Below are 12,510 nucleotides of genomic sequence, written 5' to 3' on the forward strand. Positions count from 1 at the left end.
AAGAAGTATAAATTATTTTTTAATATAAAAGCATTGTTTTGTAATGTTCATTTGTTATTTTATATTTTAAAATTACCAATAACTGGAATTATTCGAGGTATTACAATTTTCAATTGCTCAAAAAAAGTCAGATTTTAGCCCCTAATTTTCTGCTTTTTTTATGGGTTTTAACGATTAAATAAACACGTTACCGATTTTTATTTAGCACTGAAGAAAGGATTAGGAAGTAGCTGTTTTTTTGCACAGAGTCTTTTTTAATCGAAATATACTTTTTTTATCTTTTCTACAAGAACAAGACTTTTTTTTGATATATCAAGATGTAATGAGAACAAGGTCAAGACGTTGTTTGCATTGCGTCAAGACGAATTGAACCTAATGAAGTTGTCTTTTTTACATAAAAAAAGATATCGGACACTGGAATATCCTTGGTCTTACAATAATCAATCGCAATTGATTATGAGTTTCTTGTCATTTTTATTGAAGGACAAACCTACTAGCATCGTGAGTAGCTTTTTAGCAGGACGGAATAAAATATGTCTTTTGGTGATAGCTGCGCTTCTGAAGCTATTTCCTTTTCCTCGGAACTAATTCCAACCTGAAAATTGCCTAACCGTCGCAGTTTTACTATACAACCTTGGTCTAATTCACTAGCAATATTGTGCTCAAGCGACAATAAAACTGCGTAACAGTCCGAAGCGGTAACGGTGCATTGGTAGGGAATCAACTCTACGAGTCTATTCAAACCGACTTCGTTATCTGCTTTTTCAGCGACATAAAATTTTTCGGGAGCCTTGAATCTCTCGGGTTCTTCCTTGGAAGAATTTGACACTTAATATTCATTTTTGGTATTAAATGGTTATATATAAAATTTCACTTTAGTATACTTGTTAAAGTAGCTAACTGACTTAACAAAGATAACTTCAATTTGTGGTCAATAATACTATACTTATTCACAAACGAAGCTAGTTTTAACAAAACAGTGTAAACAAACGGGTTTATTATATTTTTAAAGTTGGCTTAAATGCTTAAAAACGAAATTGTAAATATGATTTTTTAATCATTCAGTTCTCGGTGCAATTTATATTTTTAAGCAGTCGCTTTAAAATAAAAATCACTTGAACAAATGTTTGGTGCTCAACGTTTTTTTTTATTTAGGGACTTCTGTTCGAATGATTTCTGCTTGTAAAGAGGACAAACTATAGAATCAAAAATCGTTTATTAATTTTAAAAATTATTTCATTCGGTATTTATAAAAAAGTATTTTTACAGCTTGATACTAGTATAATGAAAACAATCGCAATAATTCCAGCACGTGGCGGATCAAAACGACTATTGCATAAAAACGCCTTGTTGCTGGATGGAATACCCTTGGTAGCACATAGTATTTTATATGCACAGCAAAATCATTTGATTATAGATGAAATTTATGTTTCGACAGATGATAATGAAATAAAAAAAATAGCTTTACAATATGGTGCTAAAGTGATTGATAGACCTCCTAGTATTTCGGGAAGTTTTGAACCAACAATAACTGCATTGCAACATACATTACAGCATGTTGATTCCCTTATTTCAACAATAGTTTTATTGCAGCCAACCAATCCATTACGTCCAAAAAACTTGCTGAAAGAGGCTTTTAATTGTTTTGAGAATAACGACTGTGATAGTTTATTTACGGTTACTAGAAATCATAATAAACTAGGTAAAATAATAGAAAATAAATATTATCCCTTTAATTATAGTTTTGGGCAACGCAGTCAAGATTTGGAACCTCTTTATTTTGAAAATGGATTGTTGTATATTACTAAAGCTGCATTTATTTTAGAGCATAAAATTATTACAGAAAATGCATTTCCTTTGGAAGTAAATCATATTTTTGCTTCAGTTGATATCGACACACAAGATGATTTTGAATATGCGACGTATTTAATTAAGAAAGAGTCTCGACTGTGAATATAATTAAAAAGGTATTATTATCTTGAGTTCAATAAAACATAACTTATAATTCATTTATGAATCCATACATAACAATAGCAGGTAGGAAAATAGGAATAGACTATCCACCACTAGTAATAGCCGAAATAGGCATTAATCACGAAGGCTCTTTAGCAATTGCAAAAGCTATGGTAGATGCTGCTTTTAGAGCAGGAGTTGAAATGGTGAAACATCAGACCCATATTGTTGCTGATGAAATGAATGGTGCTGCCAAAAAAGTTATACCAGGAAATGCCAATGTTTCGATATATGAAATTATGGAACGTTGCTCCTTGAACGAATCTGATGAGTTAGCACTAAAAGGATATGTTGAAAGTAAAGGAATGATATTTATATCAACTCCATTTTCTCGAGCTGCAGCTGAACGATTGAAAAAATTTGATATTCCTGCCTATAAAATTGGTTCAGGTGAATGTAATAATTATCCTCTTTTAGAGCATATTGCGTCTTTTGGTAAGCCTGTTATATTGAGTACTGGGATGAATACTATTGCGAGTATACAAAAGGCGGTTGCTATTTTTGATAAATACAATGTTCCAGTTGCCATACTCCACACAACCAATTTATACCCAACTCCAATTCATTTGGTTCGTTTAGGCGCTATGACTCAAATGCACGAAGCCTTTCCTGAAAAAGTATTTGGGCTATCTGATCATACTTTAAATAATAATGCTTGTTTGGGAGCGGTAGCTTTAGGTGCGAGTATTTTAGAACGCCATTTCACTGATCACATGCAACGAATTGGTCCTGATATTATATGTAGTATGGATGAACAAGCAACTGCCGATTTGGTATTGAATTCCAATGAAATATGGCAGATGCGTGGTGGTGTTAAAGCTCCTGCTCTTGAAGAACAAGTGACTATAGATTTTGCCTTTGCCACGGTTTGTACTATTCAACCTATTAACAAAGGCGAGGTACTATCCAAAGAAAATATTTGGGTAAAACGACCTGGTACTGGAAAGATTTTAGCAGAAAATTATAATATAGTTTTAGGGAAAATAGCTTTAAGAGATATTGGCAATGACGAGCAACTTGATTTTGTAGATTTTGAGTAAGCCTAAAAAAATCCTTTTCTTAACTGGAACTCGTGCTGATTTTGGTAAGATAAAATCTTTGATTGCCATACTTGAGGAGGAACAGTCTTTTTTGGTACATGTATTTGTAACGGGTATGCATCTATTACATGAATACGGCTACACTCTAATAGAAATTGAAAGATGTAACTATAAAAACGTACATACTTTTGAAAATCATACGCATGAAAGTACGATGGATTTAACTTTAGCTAAAACCATTGAAGGATTATCGCAATACGTAAAAGAATGTGAGCTAGATATGATTGTGATTCACGGCGATAGGGTAGAGGCTTTGGCAGGTGCCATAGTAGGTTCTTTAAATAATATTTTGGTGGCGCACATAGAAGGCGGTGAAGTTTCAGGGACTATCGACGAATTGATTCGTCATGCAACAAGTAAAATGAGTCATGTTCATTTTGTGGCTAATGAGGCAGCCAAAAATAGGCTAATTCAAATGGGAGAATTAGCAACAGCTGTTTTTACAATAGGTTCGCCTGATTTTGATAGTATGTTAGCAACAAATTTACCAGCTCTGAATAAAGTGAAGGAATATTATGAAATTGAATTTGAAAAGTATGCCATTGTTATGTTTCATCCAGTAACTACAGAAGCACTATTCATGGAGAAATATAGTACTGATTTTGTGAATGCATTACTATATGATGATCATAATTATATTGTAATTTTTCCTAATAATGATTTAGGAAGTAAAACTATTATAGCAGCATACGAAAAATTGAAAAGCAACTCGAGATTCAGGATATTTCCATCCCTACGATTTGAATATTTTTTAACCTTGTTAAAAAATGCTCAATTTATTATTGGTAATAGTAGTGCTGGTATTCGAGAAGCACCTCATTACGGAATACCTGTTATCAATATTGGTACCAGACAACATAATCGTTCGTCTAATACTGCTATACTTAATGTGAATTATTCTAAAAAAAGTATCATTAGCGTGCTTTCAACAATTGATTTGTATCAAGCATTACATAGCAATGAGGATTATGGCTCTGGAAATAGTGCACAATTATTTTTACAAACTTTAAAAGCTTCTTCAATTTGGAAATTAAATCACCAAAAACAATTCAGAGATATTTGATTATTTTTTTTAAGAATTATAGTATTAACTTAATGTTCTTTTCTTTATAAAACGTTTGTATAGAGCATATATAAACAAACAAAAACATACAAATTTTGGAAAATAATTATTTAAAACAGCTACAGAAAGAGTTTTTAGTACGAAAAGAGTCCGCTTTTCGGTTTGGAAGCATGGGAGACGGTGGCTATTATATTTCGCCCAAAAATATACTTGAGGCGGATATTCTGTTTAGTGGAGGTATCTCGTCCAATACTGAATTTGAGTATGATGTGTTTCGTTATAATAAAAATATTCAAATTGTTATGGTGGATCCTACCGTTTCTAGAACAAAGTTAGCAGCAAAGGCAGTACTACGCTCTTTTTTAGGAAAAAGCGAGAAATTACGGTATGGTATAAATACGTTGGTTTTTATGTTGATGCTTCGATCTGGTAGAGCATGGCACATCAAGAAATGGTTGTCTAATTCAACTGGGATTTTAGATTGTATAAAAGAAAAAACAACTATTTTAGAAAACCAAAAGATACTCCTAAAGCTGGATATTGAAGGGAGTGAATATGATTTGCTAGACGAAATTCTAACCCATCTTCATTTGTTTAATTGTATGGTATTTGAATTTCATGATTTAGATAAACAAAATTTAGTATTATATGATTTTCTCAATAAATGTGCCTTACATTTTGATATGATTCATTTGGAAGTTAACCCTTGTGGAGGATTTTCAAAAAACGGACAGCCCAAAGTGGTGGAATTGTCATTAGAAAGAAGACTTTAGTTTTAACTTTATTTTTGTTTATTTTGTTGCTTAAATTAAATTATGTTCTTCAATTCCCAGTCCTTTGCTTTATTTCTACCAATCGTTTTTGTACTGTATTGGTTTGTTTTTAATAAAACCAAAAATGCGCAAAACGCCTTGCTTATTGTGGCGAGTTATTATTTTTATTCCTGTTGGGATTGGCGGTTTTTATTTTTGTTGGTGTTCTCGACTTTTTTAGATTATTATACGGGGATTCAAATTGAAAAAAGTACCCACGAAAAAACACGTAAATTTTGGTTTTGGTTGAGTATTAGTGTTAATCTTGGATTTCTAGGTATTTTTAAATACTACAATTTTTTTGCCGTTTCGTTTTCGGAATTAGTCGGTGGTTTTGGATTTCAGGTGAGTCCCCTGCTCGTTCAAGTCATATTGCCTGTTGGGATTTCTTTTTATACGTTTCACGGATTGTCGTATGTGATTGATATTTATTACAAACGCATCAAAGCCGAGCGAAATTTTGTTGATTATTCGCTATTTGTGAGTTATTTTCCGCTGTTAGTGGCTGGTCCAATAGAAAGAGCCACTCATTTATTGCCACAAGTAAAAGTAAAAAGAACCTTTGATTTTGACAAAGCCAAAGAAGGAATCTATCAAATCCTATGGGGGCTGCTCAAGAAAGTCGTCATAGCCGATACTTGTGCCACGTATGCTAATGCTATTTTTGACCATCAAGCGGGTATGAATTCGTTGTCGTTACTATTAGGAGCGGTATATTTTGCCTTTCAAATTTATGGAGATTTCTCGGGCTATTCGGATATGGCATTGGGGATGTCCAAACTATTTGGATTGGATTTGTTGCGTAATTTTAATTACCCGTATTTCTCCAGAGACATCGCCGAGTTTTGGCGTCGTTGGCACATTTCGTTGTCATCTTGGTTTCGGGATTATGTGTATATTCCGTTGGGTGGCAGCAAGGGAAGCAAAGCCAAACAAGTACGCAATGTGTTTGTTATTTTCCTGTTGAGTGGTTTTTGGCATGGTGCCAATTGGACGTTTATCGCTTGGGGATTCATCAATGCTTTGTATTTCTTACCGTTGTTATTGCGGGATAAAAACCGTTCGAATCTGGAAATGGTTTCCTTACATTGGAATTGGAATTCGTTTAAAGACATCTTGCGAATGGTAACCACCTTTGGACTCACGTGTTTGGCATGGATTTTTTTTAGAGCCAAAACCATACAAGGCGCATTCGATTATATCATTCAAATGGCAAGCAACCGCAAATTTGCCCCACAGTATTTAGAAAACGAACGCTATAGCTACGAAATTTTGCTGTTATTAGCGGTCTTTATAGCCGTAGAATGGCGTTACAGAAATCAATTAGAACCCTTATCAGGAAAGTACAGTTGGCTAAAAGTGGGCGTTTGTATCGCTGCTATTGTGGCATTAGGAACGTATTCGGATTATAAAGAGTTTATTTATTTTCAATTCTAGTTCTCGGTACAATTTATACCTTTCACGCTGGGCGCATGCAAGGTATAAATCACTCGAAATGACGGGTTCTCGGTACAATTTATATCTTGCACGCTGGGCGCATGCAAGGTCTAAATCACTCGAAATGACGGGTTCGCATAACGAGGTTTTATTGATTAACGAGCGTCAGTTCGAGTGGTTTTATATTGTAAAGCGTTAGCTTTACAATATAAAATTGTATCGAGAACACGGACGGGTTCTCGGTACAATTTATACCTTTCACGCTGGGCGCATGCAAGGTATAAATCACTCGAACTGACGAGTTCGCACAACGAGGTTTATTTTGTTAACAAGCGTCAGTTCGAGTGGTTTTATGTTGTAAGGCGTTAGTTATACAATATAAAATTGTATCGAGAACTGACGGGTTCGCATAACGAGGTTTATTTTGTTAACGAACGTCAGTTCGAGTGATTATATGAAAAATGCGATAGCTTTTTTTATATAATCGTATCGAGAACAAGGGGGGGAGCATCCTTTTTAAAAGAAAAACATTAAATTAAAATGAAGCGTTTTGTATTATTGGTTTTGAAAATGGGTATTGGTATTGCTTTGATTGCAATACTATTAGACCTATGCTACACACAAGTGTACCTGCACGACGCAAAGCGCAACAAAGTAGCAATGGTATACCATAGTAAACCCACTAGGTATGATGTGGTAATATTGGGTTCCTCGCGAGCTAACAATCATTTTGTGGCACCTATGTTCGAAAAAAAAGGATTGAAAACGTTCAATTACGGCATGAGTGGTGGCCATTTATTTGAAGCTTCGTTAATGTTGAAAGTAATGCTGGAGCGAGGATACACATTAAAAAATGTAGTATTGGAAGCTGATTTAAGTCTCGCCAACGAACAACAATCGGAGTTGGTGGCAGCTAAATTTTTGCCTTACTTGCACGATTCCAAAACGATAGCCACCCATTTTGCAACGCAACCTAATTTTTGGGCTTGGTATTACCTCCCGTTTTACCGCTACATTGCTTTTGAGCCTCAAATAGGAATGCGAGAGGTGTATGCTACAAGTACACAAAAACAAACCAATGTTTTGGATAATTTGGGCTATTATCCGTTAGGGAAAAAGCCAAATGCAAACATGAAAAATAATTTAACCAATTTAAAGCCTTTGCATAACCGATATTACCAAGAAATAAAGCAAATTTGCAAAACCCATAACATTCATTTGATAACACTAATGACGCCTATGTGTACTAATGTTGTTGGAATAGACTATTTTGATAAGGTAAAACAGCTGTATCCTGAAATCTATAATTATGAAAATGCAGTAGAAGGGGATCAGTATTTTTCGTCTTGTGGGCATCTGAATGATGCGGGAGCGAGACGGTTTACAGCGAGAATTATAAAGGACTTTTTTAATAAATAAAATCTAACGATAAAATCTTTAAATTTGTGAGGAAAATGAAAAGGTAATATTAGAATTTAAATTTTATAAATAGTAAAATAAATAAGGTGGTATTTAAATGAAAACTAAACCTAATAAAGTTCTTTTTTTAGTACCCGATGGTGTAGGGGTACGCAACTATTTGTATTCAGATGTTATTGAGCACCTCAAAGATAGTACAACGATTTGTGTGTGGTCAGCCCTTCCCAAGGTGGCATTTGATGCAGTGGAACAATGGCATGGCATTGCTATTGACTATCAATTTTTAGCCTTACAAAAGCAGGGTATTCGTTCCAAAATTGCAACGGAATCCGCAACCTATGCCCGATTGCTTCGGAATGCACAGCTAGTAAACAATCCAACCATTCTTTCTAATTGGAATGACTCCAGCGCCAATTGGAAACAATATCTTCAAAAAAGAATCACGAAGTCCATGGGATTCTGGGCTTCTAAAAAATACAGCCGCATACTTTGGCTCGAAAAAGTAAGTATGAATTCTTGGAACGATACGGCGGTTACCCGATTAGAGCAACGATTAGAAGCGTTACAACCCGACACTGTTTTTATTACCCATCAACGCGTGGCTGGACTTATGCCCGTTTGTATCGCAGCACAAAGGCAAAATATAAAAGTAGTAAGTGCCATCTATTCGTGGGATAATTTGCCCAAGGCACGTTTGGCGGTACAGGCCGATTTTTATTTAGTATGGTCAAACTATATGAAAAATGAAATGCAATTGTACTACCCCGAGATTTTACCAGAAAAATCTGTGGTTACGGGTACCCCTCAATTTGAGTTTTATTCCCAAAAGAATCGTATAATCTCCAGAGAAGCTTTTGCTGCACGCTATAATTTGGATGCCTCCAAAAAGTGGCTTTGTTTTAGTGGAGATGATACTATTACCTCTCCTAATGATGATTTGTATTTGAAAGATATAGCCGAAAGTATTCAAGCTACCTCTTTATCAGCTAGTGTTCAAGTTATTTTTAGACGTAGTCCAGCGGACTTTTCGAATCGCTATGATGTTGTTTTAAGCGATTATCCTACTTTGATAAAAGCGATAGACCCTTTTTGGAAGAATTTCGGAACCGGTTGGGGAAGTAATTTTCCGCAATTGGAGGATGTTACCTTATTAGTCAATTTGGCTTTTCACTGCGAATTAGTCCTAAATGTAGGTTCCACGATGGCACATGATTTTGCCATATACGACAAGCCTTGTTGCTATTTTAAATACAACCATGCTGCATCCCCTCATTGGAACGTGGAAACGATTTACAATTTTCAACATTTTCGAACCATGAAAAATCTGGATGCAGTAGTATGGATAACTGCAAAAGAAACTCTTGCAAAGCAACTGGAAGTAGTACTTCTTCGTCCAAACGCAGTAGCTATAGAGCGAAAAGTATGGTTGCAAACTATAGTACAGCATCCGTTAGAAGCGAGCAGTTCAAGTATTGCTAGTGTTTTAATACCCTCAAAATTAGTACTAGCATGATACAATTATATACTGGAACCGATTTTAATGAGCCTCAAAATACTGGATATGCCCATCCTTTGTTGCAATATTTGTTTTTAAGATTCGAAAAATTAGAGGAACTTTTTCAACTCACAGCTATGTTAGCAACTGCTGATTTTGTTGTTTTACCGTTGGCAATAGAGTATTTTCAAACTACAGCACAAAAGCACTATTTGCACGCTTTTGTAACAACAGCGAAACAAAATAACAAGCCTATTTTGCTTTTTTCGACGGGTGATTTTGGGACAACGCTACAGGAAAGAACAATTTTCACCCTGCGTTTAGGGGGCTTTGATAGCCTGCTCAATACTCGAACCGAAATCATGTCGCCCTTTATTGAGGATCCCTTATTGCTATTAGGTTTGAAATTTAAAACACTAGCTAAAACTCAAGAGCCGCAAATTGGTTTTGTAGGTCATGCCAATGGTGGAGTATTAAAATATGGTAAAGAGATACTTTTGTTTGCAAAGGGAAATGCAAGGCGTCTAATTGGAAAGGACACTACTGATTACCAACATTTCTATCCATCGAGTTATTACAGAAACAAGTACTTGAAAAAGATTCAAAAAAAGCAAGGTATAGTTACTCACTTTATCTTTAGAAAACACTATCGGGCAGGAATAGTTACTATGGCTGACAAAAGAGAGACTTCACTGGAATTTTATACTAATATTTTTCAAAATCAGTATGTGTTCTGTTTGCGTGGAACAGGTAATTTTTCGGTTCGGTTATATGAAACACTTGCTTTAGGACGAATTCCAGTACTTATCAATACCGATTGTAGGCTACCTTTTCAAACCCAAATCAATTGGAAGTCCCATTGCTTGTTTATAGAAGAGCACGACGTAGATAAGATCGGGGAGAAAATACTTGAATTTCACAACACACTTACCCCTACTGCGTTCGAAAAATGGCAAAAGGACAATAGAGCATTGTGGCAAACCTATTTTACCAAAGAAAACTATTTTGTTCAGTATGCCAAAGTAGTTCATGATTACCTCTTAACAATAGCGAATGATTAAAAAAACTAAAAATAAAATCAGTGTTGCTTACAAAGAAATGCGAGCTGGTTTTCGGTATCTGTCTGTATTAAGAAAACCAAAGTCAATAGCGAGACCCCGCATTATTTTTTGTTGTGATGGTCTGTTTTCTCATGGTGGCTTATTGGATCGTATGAAGGGTATCATCTCTTTTTATGAAGTATCTAAACAATTGGGGTATGATTTTTACATTTATTTTAGTGACCCATTTCAATTGGATGAATTTTTAGAGCCTAACGTCGTTTCTTGGAAAATACCACTTGCTGAAATGAATTTTAGTTTTTTTGATACCAAAATTTGGTATCGGATGAATGTTTTTGATTGCCATTCCATTTCCGAAATAGAAAAAGCAACCACTACCAATTATTTGGTCTATGCTAATGTAGATTTTTTAGCCACACTGCATCCCCAGAATTCACAACAGGATAATGAAAGGCTTTGGAGGGATAATTTTAACGAATTATTTCGTAAAACTAGTCTTTTAGCAAATGAATTAGTAAGTTTACCCCAAGTGGAGCGATTGGTTTTTCATCTCCGTTTTACAAGTTTGATGGGTGATTTTAAAGATACGACACAAAAGGTATTAAATGCAGCAGCGCAAACCCTTTTGATACAAGAAATTAGAAATAAAATGGATGCTATTGCCAATCAATACCCACATCAAGCGATTTATGTGCTTTCGGATAGTTATTTGTTTTTAGAATACATACAAAAAAATACCCCTTATGCAGTATTAGCAGGGCAGCCGGTACATATTGATTTTACAAATAAAATGAAAGCTTCAAATAAAACCCATTTAAAAACGTTTTCAGACTTTTTTTTTATGGTCGAAAGTGATACTATCATCATGTTGCGACTTCAAGGCATGTACTCGAGTAGTTTTTCGAGGTATGCAGCTATTTTAGGAAACAAACGTTTTTTAATCATTCAATCATAAAAGAATATGCACGTATGTTATTTAACCAATGAATATCCAAAGCCGGGCTATCCTCACGGAGGGATAGGTAGTTTTGTAAAAACGGTAGCAGCTCCATTGGCGCAACGGGGTTATCAAGTAAGCGTCATAGGTATAAATTATACCGCGGATCAGGAGGAATTATTAGAAGACGGAGTTCATATTTATAGAATAAAAAAAGAAATAAAGAAAGGCTGGACATGGTGGCATAATTTTAATAGAATTAGTAAAAAAATTGCTGCTATTCACCAAGAGCAACCCATTTCTATAGTTGAAACATCGGAGTTGGGATTGGCATTTTTAAAAAAAGCACCAGGTATTAAATATGTGATTCGGTTGCATGGAGGACATCATTTTTTTGCCGAATCAGAGGATCGAAAGGTAAATTTTTGGAAAGGCTGGCAAGAAAAACGTTCTTTTCGAAAGGCAGATGCTTTTGTAGCAGTTTCTAATTATGTAAAAACACATACTGAAAACTATTTGAGCTACCACAATAAAGAAGTGACGTTGATTTCATACCCAATAAATACCAGTTTGTTTCAACCTCTTGGGATTCCTATTGTCAAGCATCAAATTGCTTTTGCGGGTACCGTTTGTAAAAAGAAAGGAATAGTTGAACTCATCAGAGCATTTGAACTGGTGAATCAAAAATTCCCCAAAGCTACTTTGATGATTTATGGAAGAGATTGGCTTTTTCCTAACGGTGAATCGTTTATTAGGATGTTAAAACAAACCGAAATGACTCGTTTAGGAACTGTTGCGGATGCGATTACTTTTGTTGGTCCAGTTGCCTTTGAAAGTATTCCAGTAAAATATGCTCAAGCTGAAGTATGTGTTTTTCCTTCTCATATGGAAACGCAAGGTCTGGTTGCTCCCGAAGCTATGGCTATGGGAAAAGCAGTTGTTTTTACACAATTAGGCCCTGGTCCAGAAACAATAGTTGATTTGGAAACGGGGTTATTATGTGATCCCTATTCTCCAGCTGATATTGCTAAAAAAATAGTATGGGTTTTTGAAAATCAGTTGGCTGCAGCCACTATGGGAAATAAAGCAAAAGATTTCGTTACACATAAATATGGGCTGGAAACAATTCTTGAAAAAAACATTAATTTCTATAATGCTATTTTAGATTAATTC

At 35.0% G+C, this 12,510-nt stretch carries 12 protein-coding genes; 11 read left to right on the forward strand and 1 reads right to left on the reverse strand.

Going from position 1 to position 12,510, the window contains the following annotated elements; genetic code table 11:
- Positions 1-493 precede the first annotated feature (493 nt).
- A complete protein-coding gene (locus tag FNW21_RS03920; RefSeq protein WP_235889588.1) occupies positions 494-829 on the reverse strand; it encodes an HU family DNA-binding protein in 336 nt (111 codons plus the stop codon).
- A 455-nt stretch (positions 830-1,284) separates the two neighbouring features.
- Here FNW21_RS03920 and FNW21_RS03925 point away from each other — a divergent pair, with 455 nt between their 5' ends.
- The 11 genes from FNW21_RS03925 to FNW21_RS03970 all read left to right on the forward strand — a co-directional run bounded on the left by FNW21_RS03925 (position 1,285) and on the right by FNW21_RS03970 (position 12,507).
- Positions 1,285-1,953, forward strand: a complete 669-nt coding sequence (locus FNW21_RS03925; RefSeq protein WP_144255441.1) for an acylneuraminate cytidylyltransferase family protein — start codon at positions 1,285-1,287, stop codon at positions 1,951-1,953.
- Positions 1,954-2,012: 59 nt separating this feature from the next.
- The gene (locus FNW21_RS03930; protein WP_144255442.1) at positions 2,013-3,053 is read left to right on the forward strand and encodes an N-acetylneuraminate synthase family protein; all 1,041 of its coding nucleotides are present in this window, start codon (positions 2,013-2,015) and stop codon (positions 3,051-3,053) included.
- The gene (neuC, locus tag FNW21_RS03935; protein WP_185963877.1) at positions 3,046-4,176 is read left to right on the forward strand and encodes a UDP-N-acetylglucosamine 2-epimerase; all 1,131 of its coding nucleotides are present in this window, start codon (positions 3,046-3,048) and stop codon (positions 4,174-4,176) included. The genes FNW21_RS03930 and neuC overlap by 8 nt, the downstream gene beginning before the upstream one ends.
- A gap of 95 nt (positions 4,177-4,271) precedes the next feature.
- The gene (locus FNW21_RS03940) at positions 4,272-4,949 is read left to right on the forward strand and encodes a hypothetical protein (protein WP_144255444.1); all 678 of its coding nucleotides are present in this window, start codon (positions 4,272-4,274) and stop codon (positions 4,947-4,949) included.
- A gap of 42 nt (positions 4,950-4,991) precedes the next feature.
- Positions 4,992-6,425, forward strand: coding sequence for an MBOAT family O-acyltransferase (locus FNW21_RS03945; RefSeq protein ID WP_144255445.1), 1,434 nt, complete (start codon positions 4,992-4,994; stop codon positions 6,423-6,425).
- Positions 6,426-6,483: 58 nt separating this feature from the next.
- Positions 6,484-6,624, forward strand: a complete 141-nt coding sequence (locus FNW21_RS16265; RefSeq protein WP_185963878.1) for a hypothetical protein — start codon at positions 6,484-6,486, stop codon at positions 6,622-6,624.
- Positions 6,625-6,965: 341 nt separating this feature from the next.
- Positions 6,966-7,844 carry a hypothetical protein gene (locus FNW21_RS03950; RefSeq protein ID WP_144255446.1) on the forward strand — a complete coding sequence of 293 codons (879 nt, stop codon included), beginning with the start codon at positions 6,966-6,968 and terminating at the stop codon, positions 7,842-7,844.
- 97 nt (positions 7,845-7,941) lie between these two features.
- Positions 7,942-9,357: a glycosyltransferase family protein gene (locus FNW21_RS03955; RefSeq protein ID WP_144255447.1), complete on the forward strand. Its 1,416-nt coding sequence runs from the start codon at positions 7,942-7,944 to the stop codon at positions 9,355-9,357.
- Positions 9,354-10,400: an exostosin domain-containing protein gene (locus FNW21_RS03960; protein WP_144255448.1), complete on the forward strand. Its 1,047-nt coding sequence runs from the start codon at positions 9,354-9,356 to the stop codon at positions 10,398-10,400. The genes FNW21_RS03955 and FNW21_RS03960 overlap by 4 nt, the downstream gene beginning before the upstream one ends.
- Positions 10,393-11,355 (forward strand): hypothetical protein, encoded by a 963-nt coding sequence (locus tag FNW21_RS03965; RefSeq protein WP_144255449.1) that lies wholly within the window; start codon positions 10,393-10,395, stop codon positions 11,353-11,355. The genes FNW21_RS03960 and FNW21_RS03965 overlap by 8 nt, the downstream gene beginning before the upstream one ends.
- Positions 11,356-11,361: 6 nt before the next feature.
- Positions 11,362-12,507: a glycosyltransferase family 4 protein gene (locus FNW21_RS03970; RefSeq protein WP_144255450.1), complete on the forward strand. Its 1,146-nt coding sequence runs from the start codon at positions 11,362-11,364 to the stop codon at positions 12,505-12,507.
- Positions 12,508-12,510 lie beyond the last annotated feature (3 nt).

Source organism: Flavobacterium restrictum, assembly GCF_007097245.1.
In the GTDB taxonomy this organism is placed as follows: domain Bacteria; phylum Bacteroidota; class Bacteroidia; order Flavobacteriales; family Flavobacteriaceae; genus Flavobacterium; species Flavobacterium restrictum.